The organism is Streptococcus zalophi (assembly GCF_016481285.1).
GTDB lineage: Bacteria > Bacillota > Bacilli > Lactobacillales > Streptococcaceae > Streptococcus > Streptococcus zalophi.
The window spans coordinates 56,396-75,942 of the sequence record NZ_JAENBP010000005.1 but is presented as its reverse complement, the minus strand read 5'-3'; the positions used below and the strand labels follow the sequence as shown (position 1 = coordinate 75,942).

Genomic DNA, 19,547 nt, shown 5'->3' with positions numbered 1-19,547 from the left:
AGTTAATTTTCTTTATCATTTTTATAAAACATTTTCCAATTTAAAAGAGTCCCCAAAAAAGCACAGACAAAAACAATTACTCTAGTCATAGTTATCTCTTGTGACAAGATAATCACTGCAGAAACTATCTCTATGAGTAATAAAAGGATAAAAAATATATCTAATCGGCTATATTTCATTTTAAATCTCTTTTCTTTCTTAATGGAACTATTCGAAACAACACAGCGCGTTAAAATAAGTTTTAAACGTACACATTCTGGCACCGTCTCGGTGCTTTTTTTATTATTATATCAATTTTTAGATAATATAGAAATAATATACAAAATTTTGTTTTAAAAAATTTTTATCTGATAAATAAATTCATAGCACTAGTTTACTGTCTCATTTGAGAAATAAACTAGTGTCTTTTTTATTTTGATATTTTAAAATCAATTCCTTATATTAAAAACGTTTCCTCTCTCTTGCAAATTCTCTCAAAAGTGATATAATTTTGTTAAGTTATAAATTAACAAGAGGTGTCTTATGTTTTCAAAAGAACGTTTAAAACAAAAAAGAGTCGAAAAAGGGTATTCTCAAGCGAGGATGGCAAAAGAATTAGAGATTAGTCGGGTAGCTTATCATCACTGGGAGAGTGGTAAAACCATTCCCAACCAAAAACATTTGGCAACACTTGCCCTTATTTTGGAAGTGGAGACCACCTATTTTGAATCAGAATATCAGATTGTCAGAGACTATCTCAGACTCTCCCCATCAAATCAACAAAATGCTGAGGAGTATGTGGCTGATTTATTAGAAATACAGCAACAACAAAAACAAAAAGTCAGACCACTGTTTGCTGTCTCTGTCCTAGCAGATGTTGCACTCTCAGCTGGTTTGGGAGAATCACTCTTTGACGAATACGAGACAGAAACTGTCTATTCTGATGTCGAACAATATGGCTATGATATCGCGACTTGGATTAAAGGAAACTCGATGGAACCCATTTATCAAAATGGTGAAGTCGCCCTCATCAAGGCCAACGGTTTTGACTATGATGGCGCCGTTTATGCCTTATCTTGGAATGATACTCTCTACATTAAAAAACTCTATCGTGAAAAAGAAGGTTTTCGTATGGTTTCTCTTAATAAAGAGTTCCCCGACCAGTTTATTCCCTACGAAGATGAGCCTAAAATTGTGGGACTGGTTGTCAGTCACTTTATGCCAGTCATTAAAGAAGCATTGTGACAAACAAGAAGTCAAAAACAACCGTTCTCACTACTCATCCCAAATTTAATAATACGGAGAAGCACTATGGGTTACATTGATTATACGAGAGAGCCTCAATCTGATATTGCTTTTGTCGATATGAAATCCTTCTACGCATCCGTTGAGTGTGTGGCGCGTGGGCTAAACCCACTGACAACATCTCTTTGTGTGATGAGTCGTGCCGACAATGCTGATGGGCTCATCTTAGCGGCGTCACCTACCTTTAAAAAAATATTTGGCCAACATAATGTTGGTCGCTCCTACGATTTACCCTTTCATCTTAAAACCCGACGTTTCAATTATTATCGGGCAAAACAAAAAGGACTTACGCCAACACCAAAAGAGATTGCTTTTGTTGAAAATTGGGCAAAGCGAACACTCATCGTTCCTCCTAGGATGGATAGCTATATCAAGATTAATAGTCAAATCCAGAAAATCTTTCAACAGTATGCTAGTCCACAGGATATCCTTCCCTACTCGATTGATGAAGAATTGATTGATCTTACTTCTTCACTTGATTATTTCATCCCTGATAAAACACTCTCAAAAAAGAAAAAACTTGATTTGTTATCTGCCAAAATCCAGCATGATATCTGGCAGAAAACGGGTATTTTCTCAACTGTCGGCATGAGTAATGCCAATCCACTTCTTGCCAAATTAGCACTTGATAATGAAGCCAAGAAAACCAAAACCATGCGAGCCAACTGGTCCTATCAGGATGTCGAAAGCAAGGTCTGGAATATTCCTCAGCTCACTGATTTCTGGGGCATTGGTCATCGCATCGCTAAGCGGCTAGAAAAATTGGGTATCACATCGATTAGAGAACTAGCCAATACCAACCCCGATCAACTCAAAAAAGAATTTGGTGTTATCGGCGTCCAGCTATGGTTCCATGCCAATGGCGTTGATGAAAGTAACGTTCACACGCCTTATCGCGTGAAAGCAAAGGGGCTTGGAAATTCGCAAATTCTCCCCAAAGACTACACCAAACAACGAGATATCGAACTTGTTCTGAGTGAGATGGCAGAACAAGTCGCCATTCGCCTTAGAAGAGCTCATAAAAAAACAACCACTGTTGCCATCGATGTCTCCTATTCAAAAACAGAGATGAAAAAAGGGATTCACACTCATACCAAGATCGAACCAACCAATAACACACAAGTGCTACAAAGGACAGTTATTCGGATTTTTCGACAAAAATATACTTCCGGTGCCGTTCGTCAAATTGGCGTTAGGTATGCTGGGTTAGTGGATGAGCGTTATGCCTTAATCTCTCTCTTTGATGATGTTGCAAGCCTTGAAAAAGAAGAAAAACTACAAAGCACTATCGACACTATCCGTGACCAATTTGGCTTTTTAGCATTACAAAAAGGCACTGTCCTCTTAGAGAATTCTCGTAATATCGCACGCAGCAAATTGATAGGAGGGCATTCTGCTGGAGGATTGGAGGGACTCAAATGATTGACCGCTCCTATCTGCCTTTTCAGTCAGCAAGAGAATATCAGGATAGAAAAATGGCAAAATGGATGGGCTTTTTCCTTTCAGAACACACTACTGCCCTATCAGACGCCTTCACTTCCGACATCTTCTTTTCAGAAATGCCACTCAAAGAAAAAGTAAGTCTTCTTGGACGCGTCTATGCTAACCAAACAAGCATTAACATTAGTGTCAAAAACAAGAAAAAAAGAGATGACTATTATGGTAGTATCTCAAACATCGATAAAAATCACCTCATCCTTAAAACCAACAAAACCTATCTCAGACTAAACTTAGACGACATCATAACAATAAAACAGGCTAAGGAGGACGATGATGAGTCTATTTGATTATGAAAAAAATGCTTTACAAATGGATTATTTCAGTGAGCAATACAGACAATTTGAAAAAGATTTCTACAAGTATTCTGCACTAGACATTCCACTCACCTTTCTCACGGACGATCTGATGCGAAGCATGGCAAACGCCCAAAAATCCTACTTTAAACTCAACAAAGAAAATGCCAAAGACGGTCTTGACCACTACTTCTTCTTTAGCATAGAGACCCCACCAGATAATACACTGATTAGAAAATACACCTATCAAAAAACCATGACCAGTCTTAAATAACAAAGACCGTCATGGTTTTAAAAAATGATAGAATTTTTAAATCAGTTACACAGTAGTTAGCACTCTTACTCCCCTATAACAGTAACATGATAATATCGTTTTCTCTTTCTAGTAGTATCAAAATCTACAAAGAAAACATATCCTGTTTTACCAATTCCTAAATCACCGGAAATAATTGGCAAAGTTTCGCTTGCTCCAATTAAACTAGCTTTCAAATGTGCATCAGCGTTCCATAATGCCTTTTTATCTCCTCCTGGTAACCATTGTTCTGGATTATCCCAACAAAACCATTTCCTTTGTACGCGCCATCGCAGAGGGCGACCTTATTTCTCTTCACACACACCAAGTGTGGCACTACACGAAAGAAGAAGCTCACGAATTTGTTACCATGGATTTTTTCCGCTTTGATCCTCATGGAAAAATCATTGAACACTGGGATGCTATTCAAGAAATCCCTGAAGAAAGTATGAATGGCAATACCATGTATTGATGATCATAATGAATAAAACTAGCCCTATCACTCTGTGATAAGGCTAGTTTTTTCTTAATTGATTTGCACAGGAATAGCACTTGGAATATTTTCATAAAACCATTTAGCTGTTTCTCTTGGCATCCTTACACACCCATGAGAACTTGGCATGCCAAGTCTGGCTGCTTCTTCAGGAATTTCATTACCATAACGATCAGTAGGCAAACTATGAAACAGATAAAGGCCGTGATCCTTAAAAGAGACCCAGTAATAAGCACCTTCACCAGAAGCTTCATTAAAGAAGAAATCACCTCTTTCCGGCTCAATGATAAATTGACCAGTCGGTGTTGGACTTTCTGGGGCACCTGTTGAAACCGTCGTTGAAAAAATCACCTGATTACCCGATAAAATGGACATTTTTTGTTCAGCAATAGAAACCTTAATCGATAAATCATTGTACTGAGCAAGGTCAGGGTAAAAAGACTCTTCCTGCCTAGGTGCATCAGTGGCTACTGAAGCCGTGTCCGCCACCTGTTCTGTCAGCGGTGTCTCTTCCTGAGTGACTTCTACACTAGTCGTTGACGCCACAGAACTAGACACTTCTTTGTCCTCAGTCGACGTCTTTTTGGCAACAGTCACAGTAGGTTTACCCGCCTCTTTACCAGCACCCGTTTTCCCCAAGACCTGATAAGTAGCATACCCTCCAACCAAAAGAAACACTACTACAATGATGATTAATGTTATAGGAGACCGTTTTTGACGCATCCTTCTCACCCTCTCTATCATCCATTAACAATTGATTTGCTAACCTTTTCACATGTTCAACCCTAGTATAAAACAAAAGAAAAATAATCGCAACGAAAAATGAAAGATTGTGAGGATGGTTTAAAAAGTTAGAAAAAACAAAAACCTTCAAATTATTTTAAACAGTATCAAATCCTAAATAAATCCTTCTTATTCTATTAATTATGTAATTCTACAAGAGCATTTATTTTTTATTTTCCATTGCAATCATTAAATATTGACAAAGTTGTTATTATCATATTTCAAATAACACAAATCCTAAATTATACCACCCTAAATAATTTCCTTCTCCAAACTATCATAAAGCTCACTTTTTAATAAGGGACTATTGATTTTTACATGATTAATCTGTGGACTAATGTATGTTAAATTTTCTTCAATAATTGAAAAAAATGTTTGATTTTTCAAATTTAAAAAATATTCATTAATACCTTGAAACATTCTCTTCAGTACTCTTTTATCCGTTTCATTTTTTACAAATGAATCGATAGCAAAAGGAAAACCGATTTCTGACTTACTATCAACTAAGTTTATATAAACCAGAAACATAGTTAATAAATCCCTATTTAGATTTGTTCCGCTTCCCTTCAATTTGTTGAAATCTCTAAACTTCTTATTAGCAACTCCTTCTGAACCTATAATAATTGATAATTTATTCTTTAACTCTTCAAACTGTCCTTCCATTTCTTGAGATTTTTCAGAAAGTTCTTTTTTAAGTTTTCTAAGTTCCTTTTTAAGTTGAGTGATAAATATTTCAATTCTTGTTTTTTCTTCTGTTTCTTGAATCTCCATGCTTTTAAGTTCCAATAGAACATTTTGATTCACATACTCATTAATATCTGATAATTTTTTTAACTCTGTTAATCGTTGATGATATTGATTAAATTGTTTTTTGAGTTCTTCCATTGTCTTTTCTTTTTCAACAACAATTCTTTCAATTTTTATAATTTGTTGACAAATGTGATCCTTTCGCACATTTATAGCCAACTCATTATCTTCTAATTCCAATCGTGTTAGGGATTGTCCTCTTGTTAGTACTGAATGACAATAGACACATTCATGTTTTATGTCTGAGTATCTTTCTTTAGTCTTACTTGATAGTTTTTTAAGTTCTTCTAAATCTTGTTTTAAAATATCAAGTTTTACTTTATCTCGAAATAATTCACTTGTTTTTTTTGTAATTTGTTCTGAGAATTTATTTGTTTCATCAACATAAAATTTCACTTCTTTTTGAAATTCATCATAATTTTTAGGAATTGTTTCCGTAATATTTTTTTGAGAACGAAATGTTTCATATACAGATTTAATTTGATTAATTTTTCCATTTACTAATTCTAACTGCCGTGAGTAATCATTCTTTTTACTTTCCTTATCATTTATCTGATTGTCTGAAAGCCCCAAATAATAATCGAAAACATTTTTTGGAAAAGAGTCTGATTTGTATCGACCTAATCCTTCAAATGAATCTTTGAATAGTTTACCATCCCACGATTTATCTTGGTCAATATACATTGGACTTAGGAGCGCATCAATTGAGGCTAAACTAGAATTATTGCTACTTTTGCTAACTAACTGCATGTCCATTCCCAGTTTACTTTGAAACCAAACTGAATACTCTTTAAAATTCTCAAATACTTGAATTTCATCATTTTCTAAAACTGAAATTGTCTTGTTATGCCTCTTTATTAATAGTGATTCATCATCAACAAATATTTCTAGTTGAAAGATATAGCTATCAGCTTTCCAATTTTGAGGAAATAGTTTAATATTTGCACCTAAAGCATAGTAAATCGATTTAACAATACTAGATTTTCCTTCACCATTTGTACTACTTACTATTAAATTTGCAGAATCAGAAAATAAAAATTTATTCGCTTCTTCTTTATTGTAGTCTACAATTAAAAGACTTTTTATTCTAAGTCTACTCATTCGCAATGCCCTCCAAAATGTCGCAATAAGCCGATATACTCACCGCATACTTAGCGTATTCCGATAATGTTTCCATTTCAGGTAAATTAAAAGATTGAGGTAACAATATAATTGCTTCCTCCTTTTCTAATCTATTTTCATCACGCTTTAGAAAGGCAATAACAGCTTTTTTAGCAGTCATATACTTTAAAATAATATTCATTTCTTCATTCTTAATTTTTACATTTTTTATAGAAGTGAAATGAAATTTCTCAAGTTCTTCATCAAAGCGAGCTTTTGCAGTTATTTTTTGTAATATTAAATTCAATTCTTCTGAAGTGATTTTTTTTAGTTCTTTATCAGTATTTGTTCGTATTTCTTTTTCTGATTTTTGAACAATTTGTTGTAATAACTCATTGAGAATAATATCATCCCTGCCATCAATGGAAATGTTTTGATTTGCTAGCTCACCTTTTAAAAATGTTCTAGCATTAACGATATTTTTATCAAAAGCGGTCTTTACTAAAGAAAATTTTTCTGTTTTTGGATTGTTAATTGATTCTTTTTGATTGTCAGACAATAACCATGAGCTATCGAAAAGTTCCTCTGAGTCAATTTGTTCTTGCATTTCTTGTAAATCTCTTTCTTTGAAGTTATAAACCACTACTTTGTAGATTGAATCCATTGTCCCAGATGAAAAGTTTTTTTCAAAAATTGAAGGTCTGTCTTTAGTGCTCTTCAATAATTTACTAATACTCATGCTTTTTTCACCTTTGACCTGAATATAAGCATGATAATTTTCATCGTATGTAACCTCAAAATCATCATCTGTTTCAACATATATTGAAAAATTAGATTTTTTATAATTTCTAATTGCAACTAAAGAGACGACACAGTTTTGATAATTAAATCCTTTTTGTGCAATTGCTCCTCCATTATCTTTTACCATAACATTCTCCATTGTCCTTACTATTAAATATTGTACTCAGATAAATATATTCTTCTTACTACTCACTAAACACCAACTTTAATAAACTTTATTTCTACAATATTATTATTAAGAACCATCAAAAAATCCATCATCTAAACAACTCATCAATGTCATGCCACATGGTCATGTCATCAATCCATTCATCTTCATTGAGATACCATAGTTTTTCATCGTAATCACGGACAAATGCCCACTTGACTTTATGGCGATTAGCATAATCTTTGAGTGCTGCATATTTTACAGGTGCGTAGGGGTCGATATTCTTATCAACACCGTAGTTAGTGACACCACCTTTTGTTTCCACGATATAGACATCTCCATTTTTCATCTTGATGATAAAGTCGGGATAGAAATGACTTCGTCCACCATTGGTTCCAAAAGCGAGTGAAAAATACTGTGTTCCCCTATCTCCATTCTTATAGACAAAATCAACGGTATCTGAGTGGTCTTCAAGATAACGTTCAAACAGACGTTCCACAAGACTAGGTCTAACAGCAATAGAAGCTGTTGTATAACCCTCATAAGCACTTGTCTCAACCGGTTCGGATATGATACTAGGATTATAGGTGTAACGTTCTTCTAAAGGAATAGTGAAATCGTTCACTCTCAGTTGTTGTAGGTCAAGAGTGACTGCTTTCTTAACATCAACTTTTCTAAATTCTTCTCTCAGTGTTCGCCAATAGTTCAAAATAAAAGCCGTCCACTCTTGAGCATCCAGTTGTAGCAAGCTTTCTTTTTTCTCTCTACCATCTTTCAAGAAGAAACGTTTAAGGATAGCTTCTACCTTGGAAACTGGTAAATGGATAACGCGATCTAATTCATGAAAAGCATGAAGAAGCTCAAGACGATTGCCACGATAATCAACTTCGACAAATCGTTCAAGATCTTCTAGTCTATCCGAGTGTTCTAGTGTATCAAATCGCCCTTGTTTATAGGTTGTTTTGATGGTTCTACCGATTTTAATGCCTTGATTTTCGATAATCTTTCTATTTTCCAAAGGGTTATCAGTAAGATGCCATGATGATTTTAAGCCTCCATAGAGATTATTTAAAATCGCTTTTTCACTCTTTTCTTCTTCCGTATTAGCAATTCTTTCACTATCAAGGCGGAAACTCTTTGCCCTATCTTTCAATTTCAAGATAGGTGTAGGTGCGATTCCTCCCCCTTGCGTATAGGCTCCACTTAGAAAATCACTATCAAAAGTATAGAGATAAGCATTATCAAGGACATCTACACCATAATGTCCTCGATTGGGTTGTGGCATTCTTCTTATCCGTCCAATCGTTTGAATGGTGAAGGTTTCGTTCATATTTTCACGAACCTTGATAAGAACTTTTGCACGAGGAGCATCCCAACCTGTTGCAATGGCCTGCTTGATGATGAGATACTGTACAGGACTATCTAGTTTTTGAACGTCTAAATGATTTCTTTTTTTATCGGATAACCAAATACCAAGTGTTTCATCCTCATAATTTTTATGTAGCGTCTCTTGGAGATATCTTTCGACACGTGCCAATAGATCTGGTTCATCATCCGATTTATCCGGCAATTGTACGATAACAAGGGGGTTAACACCTATTACACCATTTTCAGCATAAGCCTTCACAATTGCTTGTCGTTTTTTCTCAGCCGCTTCAAAAAGAATTGCACTCTCATCTTCAACATCAAGAGTGACATCAATGTCTTCATTCACAACAACTGCTTTGGTGATTAAGCCTGATTTGATAACAGCGTCTTCACCCACTTCGTAAAATTCTACTTTATCGGGTATGTTTGGATCATCAATCGTTGCTGAAACACGAACTGTTTTTGAAGCCTTAAACTGTGAAATAATATCACGCGCCTTTTTAGTATCATTACGATGCGCCTCATCAATCACGAGAACAAAATGACGATCTTGCTGGAAAGCTTTTTCAATCTTGTCTACTAGATTGTCACGCTCACTATCTGTCAACATTGCTTTTGATTTTTTTCCAATAACACGTTCATAGTTGATAAAGGTAACCGTTCCCTTATCAAAACCGTGCAAGAGGGCATCATCTACCGATTGAGATTTGATGCTTGCAAAACCACTTGCCTTATCCTGACTTTGTTCTTCCAATTCCCCTGCACCAGGAGTAAACCAGACAAAAGCCACATTATCATGAGTTGAAGCGATATAGTTGTCAATCCACGACAATAGAGTTATCGTTTTCCCAGAACCCGTTGGTGATTTGATAATCAGTTCATCCACAGGATAGTCGGGAGAAGTGAAACGAAGTAATTTGTCAGTAACATTATTTTGAAAATCTTTCAGATTAATCATTGGACCATAGTTCCTTTCCAAAGAAGTAGTCAGGGATTTCCTGCAGGGTGATATTGAGGCGAGAGATTGCCTCTTGTTCTTTCGTATCGATGAAAACATCTGGATGGATAAATAGAGTGGCTCCTTGTTTTAATTGCTCCTCTTCAAGCAATCTCTCTAAATGTTCCTCGGTCAAAATAATCTCAACTGATGGATTAGAAATATCGATACCAAACTCCAATTCAACAAGAGTTGTAATATAATTTAACAGTTCAAATTCAAGAGAGATGTCAGGAAATTTCGTCTTGTCAACAAAATCTGTTTTAAAATATTTGAGGTTGTGCGGTAACTCTTCTTGAATATTACTTAATCTTTTATAAGTCACTTCTTCTGCAATCTTATTCTCATTATTAGTACAAAGAATATATTTGCGATTACCACCATCTTCTTTATTCAGTTGAGCAACCGCATGACCGGTTGTTCCCGATCCGGCGAAGAAATCTAAAATTGTTGAATTCTTAGTCTCAGTTAGCTCCAACATTTGCATTATAAGATTAATTGGTTTTTTCCCATTTTCGAATTTTATCTTTCCTTCTTTACTTACGTTAATCCAACTAAAGCCATCCCAAAATGTACCAATACGCTCTTTTTTTACTATTTTATTATTTAATTTTTGACTAGTATCTTTTAACCAGATTACTAATACCTTCTGTTTTCCCTTAAAAATTAAATCAGTTGTTTTTCCCTTATTTTTTCCACTTTTTGGTACATATGTTGCCATATACATATTATCTTCATTATCAGTTGCTTCCCAAACTCTTGTCCGAATCGAAGTTTGGGCATTGGTAGTAGTCATTATTTTATCATAATATTTAAAATACACTTCCTCTTCAGAAATTTCTTCCAGTTTAGCAATCGCTTTTACTGTCAAAATTGAATAGTTATTTACTTTTTTTATTATAATGTCATTTCCTGTACCATCTTTTATTATTTTATATGGTATTAAATCATCAAATTCATAAAGAACATTGGTATATTTAAAACTTTTTCCTTCAGATTTCATCTTTTGAACATATGTCATCAACTCTGTCTCTTTATAAATTGGTTTAAGAGGTGGGAGGATAGATGAATTTTTACAATATACTAGTAAATATTCAATATTCTTTTTAAGTTTCTTATCTTCCCCTCCTCCACTGGCACCTGCACTAACTTTAGAATTAATAGAGATTTGATTTAAATAATTTGATTCTCCAAAAATTTCATCGCACAATAATTTTAATTGTGACTGCTCATTATCATCAATAGAAATGAATAAGACTCCTGCAACTGATAAAAGCTTTCTAGCAATTTTTAAACGTTTCTCCATAAAGGAGATCCATTTAGAATGTCTATAGCTATCCTCTTTAACAATATAACTGTCATTATAGATAAAATCTTTATTCCCTGTATTATATGGCGGATCAATATAGATAACATCAATCTTCCCCGCATGCGTTTTTTCAAGCAAGTGTAAGCTGTGGAGATTATCGCCTTCGAGTAAAAAATTATAATCCTCGGATTCAGGATTCCCAACAATCTTTTTACCTTCATCTTCCACAAAGACCGGTATTTGCGTTTTCATCTTTTCTTCAACCAGTTCCGCATGTTCTTCCCACACCAATCCATATTTTTTAGTATGAAGTAGACGTACTAATTCTTCTAGCTTTTCAATATCTTCATTACGATTCTCTTCTCTAGCTTGTTGCAACAACAGCTGAACATACTGGATAGCATTTTCTTTCTCGTTCTTATGTGGTCGTTCTACAAATTGTTCAGTCAAACCCAAATCCCCCATTATTCTGTTCTATAAGTGTTATTTTAATTATTTATTATATTATATCACGCCAAACAGCATTTTAATAATAATTTATGAATAGTATCCATTTTGTCTTCTCTCTCAAACATGGTATAATAGGCATTAGCTAAAAAGACCGTTCGTAAAGAACAGTCTAAATATGATTTTAAGGATAAACAAAGGAGACACTAAACATCATGATGAATATGCAAAATGTGATGAGACAGGCACAAAAATTACAAAAGCAAATGGAAAAGAAACAAGCTGAGCTAGCTGCTGCTACTTTTACCGGTAAATCAGCACAAGACCTAGTGGTTGCAACCTTTACTGGTGATAAACAACTGGTGTCAATCGATTTCAAGAGTGATGTGGTTGATCCAGAGGATGTTGAAACGCTTCAAGACATGACCATCCAAGCGGTCAATGATGCCTTGAAACAAATCGAGGACGAAACACAAAAAACCATGGGTGCCTTTGCTGGTAAACTACCCTTCTAAAACGAAAAAGCCGAACTGAGTTCGGCTTTTTTATTCGGATAGGATATCAGATAAGTTGAGGTTTGCAAAAGGATTATGGGTCACTTCTTCTTGCTTGTCTAAAAGTGCGATATTGTCATCAAACTCGCAAAACTTTTCATAGACAAGGGCTGTCATGCGTGCATCTTCAAGGCTATTATGGCTTTTCCCACTAATCTCTAAAAACTTGGCAACGGTGTGGAGCTGGAGATTACTAATCCCATTTAAGTCTTTACTGCGTCTTTTTTTAGCTTCCTCATAAACGTCAACCATGTAGTTTTCTCTGAAATCCAACTCATGTGCCAACAAAAGCGGTAAATCACTTTTTTTAGCATTGTAGCCAATCAAAGGCGTTGAAGCAACAAAGGCTTTAAAATCAGCCATTACCGTTTCAATAACGGGTGCTTTTTTAATCTTGTCAGCAGTAATCCCCGTCAAACCATTGATAAAACTTTGTAAAGGGACGTCCGTATAGACATAGGTATCAAACGTCGCAATCTCTTGGTGCTTATGATATTTCACCGCTGACACTTGGATAATATGGCTAACATGATCAACCGTATTAAACTCCAAGTCAAAAGCAATATAGGTGTCTAAGTGTTCCATAACATAACCTCATCTAAAGAAAAAGCCTCCCATCAGAGACTTTATTTTCCAAATAAACGGGCAAAAAACCCTTTTTTTCTAGCGTCTTGTTGTGCCTGCGTACGCTCAACTTTATGTTTTGTTTCTTCTACCTCATTTTTAGCCTCTTCCAACTCTAATAGAAGAGTCTCTTTTTCTTTCATGGCAGTCAGGGTCAATTGTTGTTGTTGATCGAGTTGTTTATCTTTTTCAGCAATTTGGACATCCTTAACACTCAATTGTTTATCTTTTTCAGCAATTTGAATATCCTTGGCTTTAATCTGTTCATAAAGACGAGTGATTTCCGTATTTTTTTCGTCTACTAAAATCTCAAGGAGTTCACGTTGTTTTTCTTCCTCACTAATCGGCTCATCTTCAAAAATAGTTTTCTTATAAATTTCTTCTAGTTTAATCAGACCACTGCGAGTGACGACAGTAACCCCTTTGTCATTTTTATCGACATCTTCCTCAGAAAGTGTCTTGACACGGTTATTGACTGCCTGACGGCTGACTCCTAAAATTTCAGCTAGTTCGCTGACTGTCTTCTCAATTGCCATAATTCCCTCTTTATCCTGACATAATACTTATAAAAATAGTATCATAACCTTAGGATAATGTCAATTTTGGACAGGACTTAAAAGACTTGATTTTTTCCTTAAAAACAAGGCATTTCAAGCTTTTTTAAATAGAATATTTTCTCTCATGAAAAAATATTTTTTCACTATTCAGACTTTTAACCAAGCTATGTTATAATGGCAGTATGAAACATTATAATACAATCATTATTGGCGGTGGGCCTGCAGGAATGATGGCTGCTATTTCCTCAAGCTTTTATGGACAAACAACACTCCTCTTAGAAAAAAATCGACGATTGGGTAAAAAACTAGCTGGTACTGGTGGCGGTAGGTGTAATGTCACCAACAATGGCACACTAGAAGACTTGCTAGAAGGTATCCCAGGTAATGGTCGTTTTCTTTATAGTGTATTTTCCCAATTTGACAACCATGATATTATCCAATTTTTCACAGATAATGGTGTCGCCTTAAAAGTTGAAGACCATGGTCGTGTTTTTCCGACAACTGATAAATCTAAAACCATCATCTCCTGTCTTGAAAATAAGATTACCGAACTTGGTGGGCAGATTAAAACAGGTTTTGAAGTGGTTTCTGTTAAAAAAAGCGATCAGCGCTTTCACGTTAAATCACATGATGAAGAGTTTACTTGTGATAAACTCGTGGTGACGACAGGTGGTAAAACTTATCCCTCAACTGGTTCAACTGGCTTTGGCTACGAGATTGCTAGGCATTTTAAACTTGCCGTCACAGACCTTGAAGCTGCAGAAAGTCCACTTTTGACTGATTTCCCACATAAAACCCTTCAAGGTATCTCTCTCGATGATATTACGATAACGTATCAAAAACACATCATCACTCACGATTTGCTCTTTACCCATTTTGGCTTATCTGGTCCGGCAGCACTGAGAATTTCCAGTTTTGTTCGTGGTGGGGAAACAATTTTTATCGACTTTCTCCCACAGGAAACAAAAGATAGCCTCAGTAGCTACTTGAAAGAAAACCGTGAAAAGTCTTTGAAGAATGCCTTAAAACAGTTTTTCCCAGAACGTTTAGCAGACTTTTTAGTATCAAACTACCCGGAAAAAGTCAAACAGCTAAATCCAAGGGAAGAAGAAAAACTATTAGAAACCCTCAAAAACTACCCTATCTTGGTTACTGGGAAAATGTCTCTGCCCAAATCCTTTGTGACAAAAGGTGGTGTTGACTTAAAAGAAATCAATCCGAAAACCTTGGAGAGTAAAAAAGTGACAGGCCTTCATTTTGCCGGTGAAGTGTTAGACATCAATGCCCACACAGGTGGTTTTAACATCACTTCTGCTCTTTGTACCGGTTGGGTGGCAGGCATGCCGCACTACGATTAAAGAAATAAGCTAAAAATAAACAAGAAAGGACAGGTATGACTACCCGTCCTTTTTAATCTTCAAATTGTTTTAAAAAACGTTTTTGCGTCTTATCAGACACATAGCCACATCTCTCATAAAAGACATGAGCAGCTCTTCTGTGCTCAGCTGAATTAAAGCGAATATAGGGGTAATGTTTTTTCTTTGCTTCATCCTCCAAAGAAAGTAAGAGTTTCTTTCCTATTCCCTGATGTTGATAGTCAGGATGAACAGCAAGCCCCATAATATTAAAACCTGCTTCACTATAAATACTTTCATAGCGACTCGCATGAAGAAAACCAACTACTGTTTGAGTTGTCTCTTCTTCAAAAACCACCAAATACTGATTAGGATCTTTGGTTAAGCGAGTGATTTGTTCTTGTACCAACTCCGTTGAAACACTATATCCTAGACTAATGTCACAGATATCTCTGAGTTCTTGTGCATCTGACGTTTGTGCTATTCTAATCATTCCATTTACCTCACAACTCATTTTTTAAAGGATTAGGATAAGGTATTAAAAGCAAGGCTTGGTTTAGCATTTAAGTCAAGCTCTGCAAAATGACCTTGTTCATATTCAACCGATGCTGCAAAAGCAATCATCCCAGCATTGTCACCACAAAGGCGTAGTTTTGGAATGACAACAGGTACTTCTGTGATTTCTTTAGCTAGACGTTCTCTTAGCCCCTTATTAGCAGCAACACCACCAGCAACAACTAGTGTTTTGACTGGGTATTGTTCTAATGCTTTTTTGGTTTTAGCGAGTAAAACATCTAAAACGGCAGCCTGAAAAGAGGCACACAAATCTTCTAAAACCAACTTTTCACCTTTTTGCTCAGCATTATGGTGAAGGTTGATAAAAGCTGATTTCAAACCTGAAAAAGAGAATTCCAAATGATCTTCTTTAATCATGGCACGAGGAAAATCATATCTGTCTTGACCTTTATGGGCCAATTCATCAATTTCACGGCCAGCTGGATAGGAAAGACCCATCACGCGCCCTACCTTGTCATAAGCTTCACCGACAGCATCATCACGTGTTTCACCAACGATGTGGTATTCTCCTGGTTTTGGAACATAAACCAACTCAGTATGACCACCAGAGACTAGTAAAGCTAGTAAAGGATAAGTCAACTCCCCTTCATCTCTAGCTGCCATCAAATGCCCCGCCATATGATTAACTGGAATCAAAGGAAGGTTGTTAGCCCAAGCAAAGGCCTTGGCAGCTGCCATTCCCACTAAAAGAGCACCAACAAGCCCTGGACCATAAGTAACCGCAACAGCATCTAGGTCACTTGTCTCAACACCTGCTTCTTTAAGAGCTTCATCAATACAAACCGTGATGACTTCGACATGATGACGGCTTGCCACTTCAGGAACGACGCCACCAAAGCGTTTATGGCTCTCTACTTGACTAGCGATAACGTTTGATAAAAGTTCTGCTTCATTCCTTAATACGGCCACACTTGTCTCATCACAAGAGGACTCAATTGCTAAAATATATCTATCTTTCATTATTTTCTTCTCGCTTCATAATCACAGCATCCTCAATCGGATCGTGATAATAGTTTTTTCTCTCGCCCACGACCTGAAACCCATTTTTTTGGTAAAAAGCTTGTCCTTTATGATTAGAGGCTCTTACTTCTAAAAAAACGGCTTCTGGTTTATTGAGCAACTGTTGTAATAATGTCGCCCCAAAACCTTTATTTTGAAAGGCACTTTTGACGGCGATATTTGTGATTTCTAATTCACCATAGAGGTATTCAATTGCTAAAAAACCCACTGCTTCTTTTTCATGATAGACGAAAAAATAGTCGGTGTTTTCTTTTTCAAGGTCTGCTTGAATCTGTCGTTTACTCCATGGTGATTTAGTATAAACATCCTCTAAAATGGCGTGAATCACATCTACTTTTTCCATTGTTGATAACATCTTAAACTCGCTTGATAAAATCATCTTCATTGGCTGGTTCATGCGTTTTCAACCAATTTTCTTCAGCTTCAACACGTTTTAAATACTCAGGAACAAACAGATCGACATTTTCCGGAGGTAACGTCAAACCTAACTTACCAATCTCATAAGCACTTGGCAAAACCTCTAAAATCTTAGCTTTTGGTAAGTTTTCTTGAATGGTGTTATAAAAAGCACCAACCTCACCTACAATGCTGATCTCATTTTCCGTCCCTAGACTAGCCAAAACATCACTAAAACTCATGTGCTGATCTGGTTTAACAGACTGACCATGACGGTAGAAACCAGCATAAACATTTTGTCGTCTAGCATCAATAATTGGTACTACAAGACCAGTTGTTTTAGCATTTAACGCAATAGCAGCTAAACTAGAGACGCCAACGACATCGATTTTTAACGTATAGGCTAGTGTTTTGGCCGTTGCAACAGCAACTCTAAGACCGGTGTAGGAACCAGGGCCCTTAGCCACAACAATTCTGTCTAAATCCTTAGGTGTTAAACCTACCTGAGACATCAAAAAATCAATTGATGGCATCAGACTAATACTATGATTTTTCTTGATATTTAAAGTGATGTCAGCCAATAAAACGTCATCTTCTAATAAAGCGATTGACATGGCTTTGTTTGATGTATCAAATGCTAAAACTTTCATTATTTGAATTCCCTTACTTGATTATACCTAATATTGTATGATATAATGACTTCAAATGCAACGAATCAGGATAAAATATACTACACAATAGAAATGGAATAGTTTTTTTGTCAAATTTGCCAACAATTTGACGCGTTTTTTTGTAGTTTAAAAAGCCATCGTTACTTAGGAAAGGAAACACAACACATGATTTATAAAGTTTTTTATCAAGACAGCAAAGACAATAGTCCTCGTCGTGAACAAACCAAATCAATTTACTTAGACATCACAGCTGACAATGAATTAAAAGGACGCATTATCGCACGTCAGCTTGTAGAAGAAAAAACTAATTTTAATGTAGAATATATCGAAGCCCTCTCAGAAAAGCATCTTGCTTATGAAAAAGAGACTGGTGCTTTTGAATTAACGGAGTTATAATAATATGTCAAAAATCAATTTAAAACCTAATGAAGTCGGGGTTTATGCCATTGGTGGACTAGGAGAAATCGGGAAAAACACCTACGGTATTGAATACCAAGACGAGATTATCATTGTTGATGCCGGGATTAAATTCCCAGAAGATGACCTTCTAGGTATCGACTATGTGATTCCAGACTACTCTTATATCGTTGAAAACATTGACCGTGTCAAAGCTCTCGTCATTACGCATGGTCACGAGGACCATATTGGTGGAATTCCTTTCTTGTTTAAACAAGTCAATATCCCTATTTATGCATCTCCTCTTGCCTTAGCTCTTATTCGTGGTAAATTAGAAGAACATGGTCTTCTTCGTGATGCCAAGTTATTTGAAATCAATGGTAAGACTAAATTAACCTTCAAAAATTTAAGTGTGACCTTTTTTGATACCACCCATTCAATCCCAGAACCTCTTGGTATTGTTATCCATACACCTGAAGGAAAAATTGTAGCCACCGGAGACTTCAAGTTTGACTTTACACCAGTTGGTAAGCCTGCTGATCTTCACAAAATGGCTGCTTTAGGAGAAGAAGGTGTTTTACTTCTCTTGTCAGATTCAACCAACGCTGAGATACCAACCTTTACCAATTCTGAAAAAGTTGTTGGACAATCCATCACAAAAATCATCGAAGGCATTCATGGACGGATCATCTTTGCCTCTTTTGCCTCAAACATTTTCCGATTGCAACAAGCAGCTCAAGCAGCGGTTAAAACAGGACGAAAAATTGTGGTCTTTGGTCGATCAATGGAAAAAGCCATGGTCAATGGGACAGAACTCGGCTACATTAAGGTGCCAAAAGGAACCTTTATTGAACCAAAAGACATTAAAAACTACAATGCTAGTGACATCATGATTCTTTGTACGGGAAGTCAAGGAGAATCAATGGCTGCTCTATCTCGTATCGCAAATGGTACCCATAGACAAGTTTCCCTTCAACACGGCGATACTGTTATCTTCTCATCTAGTCCAATCCCTGGTAATACAACCAGTGTTAATAAACTGATTAATACCATCCAAGAAGCTGGTGTAGAAGTTATCCACAGTAAAGTCAATACCGTTCATACCTCTGGACATGGTGGCCAACAAGAGCAAAAACTCATGCTTAGCCTTATCAAACCAAAATTCTTTATGCCTGTCCATGGTGAATACCGTATGCAAAAAGTGCATGCAGGACTAGCTAATGATACTGGTATTCCAAAAGAAAACATCTTTATCATGGAAAATGGTGATGTCTTAGCGGTTACAAGAGATTCAGCTAGAATGGCTGGAAAATTCAATGCCCAAGACATCTACGTTGATGGTAAGGGGATTGGTGATATCGGTGCTGCCGTCTTAAAAGACCGTCGTGATCTATCAGAAGATGGTGTCGTATTAGCTGTTGCCACTGTTGATTTTGATTCTCAAATGATTTTAGCTGGACCAGATATTTTGAGTCGTGGCTTTATCTATATGAGAGAATCTGGTGACTTAATTCGTGAAGCACAACGCTTACTGTTTAATACCATTCGCATTGCTTTAAAAAATAAAGATGCCAGTATTCAATCCTTAAATGGTTCGATTGTTAATGCTCTTCGTCCGTTCTTATACGAAAAAACTGAACGTGAACCAATCATCATTCCGATGATTCTAACACCTGATAAATAATAATAAGCTCTAGACAAATGTCTAGAGCTTATTATAAATCTTTCTTTCTAGCAAAGCATCATAAAAACGCTCATCTTTTGAATGAGCGTTT

20 protein-coding genes and 1 pseudogene are annotated in these 19,547 nt (G+C 36.0%); 9 read left to right on the top strand and 12 right to left on the bottom strand.

The genetic code is table 11. The features are described 5' to 3' along the window. The first annotated feature begins 522 nt into the window (after positions 1-522). The 4 genes from JHK64_RS05075 to JHK64_RS05060 all read left to right on the top strand — a co-directional run bounded on the left by JHK64_RS05075 (position 523) and on the right by JHK64_RS05060 (position 3,351). Entirely contained in the window at positions 523-1,224 is a 702-nt protein-coding gene (locus JHK64_RS05075) for an XRE family transcriptional regulator (protein ID WP_199567916.1), read from the top strand. Positions 1,225-1,290: 66 nt separating this feature from the next. Beyond that, the gene (locus tag JHK64_RS05070; protein WP_199567915.1) at positions 1,291-2,706 is read left to right on the top strand and encodes a Y-family DNA polymerase; all 1,416 of its coding nucleotides are present in this window, start codon (positions 1,291-1,293) and stop codon (positions 2,704-2,706) included. Further along, complete coding sequence (locus JHK64_RS05065; RefSeq protein WP_199567914.1) at positions 2,703-3,071, top strand: hypothetical protein; 369 nt, start codon at positions 2,703-2,705, stop codon at positions 3,069-3,071. The genes JHK64_RS05070 and JHK64_RS05065 overlap by 4 nt, the downstream gene beginning before the upstream one ends. After that, positions 3,058-3,351 (top strand): DUF5960 family protein, encoded by a 294-nt coding sequence (locus tag JHK64_RS05060; protein ID WP_199567965.1) that lies wholly within the window; start codon positions 3,058-3,060, stop codon positions 3,349-3,351. The genes JHK64_RS05065 and JHK64_RS05060 overlap by 14 nt, the downstream gene beginning before the upstream one ends. Positions 3,352-3,416: 65 nt before the next feature. Here the strand turns inward: JHK64_RS05060 and JHK64_RS05055 are convergent. After that, a pseudogene (locus JHK64_RS05055) lies at positions 3,417-3,632 on the bottom strand (YjbQ family protein); the annotation flags it as partial. Here JHK64_RS05055 and JHK64_RS05050 point away from each other — a divergent pair. Then, positions 3,587-3,841 carry a nuclear transport factor 2 family protein gene (locus JHK64_RS05050; RefSeq protein WP_199567913.1) on the top strand — a complete coding sequence of 85 codons (255 nt, stop codon included), beginning with the start codon at positions 3,587-3,589 and terminating at the stop codon, positions 3,839-3,841. The pseudogene JHK64_RS05055 and the gene JHK64_RS05050 sit on opposite strands and share 46 nt — an antisense overlap. 54 nt (positions 3,842-3,895) lie before the next feature. On the opposite strand, the gene JHK64_RS05045 is transcribed toward JHK64_RS05050, so the two are convergent. From JHK64_RS05045 to JHK64_RS05025, 5 genes are all read right to left on the bottom strand, one after another. Next, positions 3,896-4,585 carry a L,D-transpeptidase gene (locus JHK64_RS05045; protein WP_199567912.1) on the bottom strand — a complete coding sequence of 230 codons (690 nt, stop codon included), beginning with the start codon at positions 4,583-4,585 and terminating at the stop codon, positions 3,896-3,898. Positions 4,586-4,897: 312 nt separating this feature from the next. After that, the gene (locus tag JHK64_RS05040; protein ID WP_199567911.1) at positions 4,898-6,553 is read right to left on the bottom strand and encodes a P-loop NTPase family protein; all 1,656 of its coding nucleotides are present in this window, start codon (positions 6,551-6,553) and stop codon (positions 4,898-4,900) included. Next, on the bottom strand, positions 6,546-7,481 hold the full coding sequence (locus tag JHK64_RS05035) for a dsDNA nuclease domain-containing protein (protein WP_199567910.1): 936 nt from the start codon (positions 7,479-7,481) through the stop codon (positions 6,546-6,548). Before JHK64_RS05035 ends, JHK64_RS05040 begins: the two co-directional genes overlap by 8 nt. Before the next feature lie 130 nt (positions 7,482-7,611). Further along, entirely contained in the window at positions 7,612-9,828 is a 2,217-nt protein-coding gene (locus tag JHK64_RS05030; RefSeq protein WP_199567909.1) for a DEAD/DEAH box helicase, read from the bottom strand. Beyond that, positions 9,821-11,626, bottom strand: a complete 1,806-nt coding sequence (locus JHK64_RS05025) for a site-specific DNA-methyltransferase (protein ID WP_199567908.1) — start codon at positions 11,624-11,626, stop codon at positions 9,821-9,823. Before JHK64_RS05025 ends, JHK64_RS05030 begins: the two co-directional genes overlap by 8 nt. 212 nt (positions 11,627-11,838) lie before the next feature. On the opposite strand from JHK64_RS05025, the gene JHK64_RS05020 reads away from it, so the two are divergent. After that, positions 11,839-12,138: a YbaB/EbfC family nucleoid-associated protein gene (locus tag JHK64_RS05020; RefSeq protein WP_199567907.1), complete on the top strand. Its 300-nt coding sequence runs from the start codon at positions 11,839-11,841 to the stop codon at positions 12,136-12,138. Between the two features lie 30 nt (positions 12,139-12,168). Here the strand turns inward: JHK64_RS05020 and JHK64_RS05015 are convergent, their stop codons facing one another. Beyond that, the gene (locus JHK64_RS05015) at positions 12,169-12,762 is read right to left on the bottom strand and encodes a 3'-5' exonuclease (RefSeq protein WP_199567906.1); all 594 of its coding nucleotides are present in this window, start codon (positions 12,760-12,762) and stop codon (positions 12,169-12,171) included. Positions 12,763-12,803: 41 nt separating this feature from the next. Continuing rightward, positions 12,804-13,337 (bottom strand): DUF536 domain-containing protein, encoded by a 534-nt coding sequence (locus JHK64_RS05010; protein ID WP_199567905.1) that lies wholly within the window; start codon positions 13,335-13,337, stop codon positions 12,804-12,806. Positions 13,338-13,540: 203 nt separating this feature from the next. On the opposite strand from JHK64_RS05010, the gene aao reads away from it, so the two are divergent. Next, the gene (gene aao, locus JHK64_RS05005) at positions 13,541-14,716 is read left to right on the top strand and encodes an aminoacetone oxidase (RefSeq protein WP_199567904.1); all 1,176 of its coding nucleotides are present in this window, start codon (positions 13,541-13,543) and stop codon (positions 14,714-14,716) included. Between the two features lie 52 nt (positions 14,717-14,768). On the opposite strand, the gene JHK64_RS05000 is transcribed toward aao, so the two are convergent. The 4 genes from JHK64_RS05000 to tsaB are packed head-to-tail and all read right to left on the bottom strand — an operon-like array spanning position 14,769 to position 17,355. After that, on the bottom strand, positions 14,769-15,206 hold the full coding sequence (locus JHK64_RS05000; protein ID WP_199567903.1) for a GNAT family N-acetyltransferase: 438 nt from the start codon (positions 15,204-15,206) through the stop codon (positions 14,769-14,771). Positions 15,207-15,238: 32 nt separating this feature from the next. Beyond that, the gene (gene tsaD / locus JHK64_RS04995; protein ID WP_199567902.1) at positions 15,239-16,249 is read right to left on the bottom strand and encodes a tRNA (adenosine(37)-N6)-threonylcarbamoyltransferase complex transferase subunit TsaD; all 1,011 of its coding nucleotides are present in this window, start codon (positions 16,247-16,249) and stop codon (positions 15,239-15,241) included. Beyond that, positions 16,239-16,664: a ribosomal protein S18-alanine N-acetyltransferase gene (rimI, locus tag JHK64_RS04990; RefSeq protein WP_199567901.1), complete on the bottom strand. Its 426-nt coding sequence runs from the start codon at positions 16,662-16,664 to the stop codon at positions 16,239-16,241. The genes tsaD and rimI overlap by 11 nt, the downstream gene beginning before the upstream one ends. 1 nt (position 16,665) lies before the next feature. Then, positions 16,666-17,355 (bottom strand): tRNA (adenosine(37)-N6)-threonylcarbamoyltransferase complex dimerization subunit type 1 TsaB, encoded by a 690-nt coding sequence (gene tsaB, locus JHK64_RS04985; RefSeq protein ID WP_199567900.1) that lies wholly within the window; start codon positions 17,353-17,355, stop codon positions 16,666-16,668. A 186-nt stretch (positions 17,356-17,541) separates the two neighbouring features. Here tsaB and JHK64_RS04980 point away from each other — a divergent pair, with 186 nt between their 5' ends. Continuing rightward, on the top strand, positions 17,542-17,772 hold the full coding sequence (locus tag JHK64_RS04980; protein ID WP_199567899.1) for a DNA-directed RNA polymerase subunit epsilon: 231 nt from the start codon (positions 17,542-17,544) through the stop codon (positions 17,770-17,772). A 4-nt stretch (positions 17,773-17,776) separates the two neighbouring features. Next, entirely contained in the window at positions 17,777-19,456 is a 1,680-nt protein-coding gene (gene rnjA / locus JHK64_RS04975) for a ribonuclease J1 (protein WP_199567898.1), read from the top strand. Positions 19,457-19,547 lie beyond the last annotated feature (91 nt).

Excerpts from the sequence above, each read along its gene's own strand:
- JHK64_RS05075 (WP_199567916.1), top strand. The coding sequence starts at position 523 with ATGTTTTCAAAAGAACGTTTAAAACAAAAAAGAGTCGAAAAAGGGTAT.
- JHK64_RS05070 (WP_199567915.1), top strand. The coding sequence starts at position 1,291 with ATGGGTTACATTGATTATACGAGAGAGCCTCAATCTGATATTGCTTTT.
- JHK64_RS05065 (WP_199567914.1), top strand. The coding sequence starts at position 2,703 with ATGATTGACCGCTCCTATCTGCCTTTTCAGTCAGCAAGAGAATATCAG.
- JHK64_RS05060 (WP_199567965.1), top strand. The coding sequence starts at position 3,058 with ATGAGTCTATTTGATTATGAAAAAAATGCTTTACAAATGGATTATTTC.
- JHK64_RS05050 (WP_199567913.1), top strand. The coding sequence starts at position 3,587 with ATGCCTTTTTATCTCCTCCTGGTAACCATTGTTCTGGATTATCCCAAC.
- JHK64_RS05045 (WP_199567912.1), bottom strand. The coding sequence starts at position 4,585 with ATGCGTCAAAAACGGTCTCCTATAACATTAATCATCATTGTAGTAGTG.
- JHK64_RS05040 (WP_199567911.1), bottom strand. The coding sequence starts at position 6,553 with ATGAGTAGACTTAGAATAAAAAGTCTTTTAATTGTAGACTACAATAAA.
- JHK64_RS05035 (WP_199567910.1), bottom strand. The coding sequence starts at position 7,481 with ATGGTAAAAGATAATGGAGGAGCAATTGCACAAAAAGGATTTAATTAT.
- JHK64_RS05030 (WP_199567909.1), bottom strand. The coding sequence starts at position 9,828 with ATGATTAATCTGAAAGATTTTCAAAATAATGTTACTGACAAATTACTT.
- JHK64_RS05020 (WP_199567907.1), top strand. The coding sequence starts at position 11,839 with ATGATGAATATGCAAAATGTGATGAGACAGGCACAAAAATTACAAAAG.
- JHK64_RS05015 (WP_199567906.1), bottom strand. The coding sequence starts at position 12,762 with ATGGAACACTTAGACACCTATATTGCTTTTGACTTGGAGTTTAATACG.
- JHK64_RS05010 (WP_199567905.1), bottom strand. The coding sequence starts at position 13,337 with ATGGCAATTGAGAAGACAGTCAGCGAACTAGCTGAAATTTTAGGAGTC.
- aao (WP_199567904.1), top strand. The coding sequence starts at position 13,541 with ATGAAACATTATAATACAATCATTATTGGCGGTGGGCCTGCAGGAATG.
- JHK64_RS05000 (WP_199567903.1), bottom strand. The coding sequence starts at position 15,206 with ATGATTAGAATAGCACAAACGTCAGATGCACAAGAACTCAGAGATATC.
- tsaD (WP_199567902.1), bottom strand. The coding sequence starts at position 16,249 with ATGAAAGATAGATATATTTTAGCAATTGAGTCCTCTTGTGATGAGACA.
- rimI (WP_199567901.1), bottom strand. The coding sequence starts at position 16,664 with ATGTTATCAACAATGGAAAAAGTAGATGTGATTCACGCCATTTTAGAG.
- tsaB (WP_199567900.1), bottom strand. The coding sequence starts at position 17,355 with ATGAAAGTTTTAGCATTTGATACATCAAACAAAGCCATGTCAATCGCT.
- JHK64_RS04980 (WP_199567899.1), top strand. The coding sequence starts at position 17,542 with ATGATTTATAAAGTTTTTTATCAAGACAGCAAAGACAATAGTCCTCGT.
- rnjA (WP_199567898.1), top strand. The coding sequence starts at position 17,777 with ATGTCAAAAATCAATTTAAAACCTAATGAAGTCGGGGTTTATGCCATT.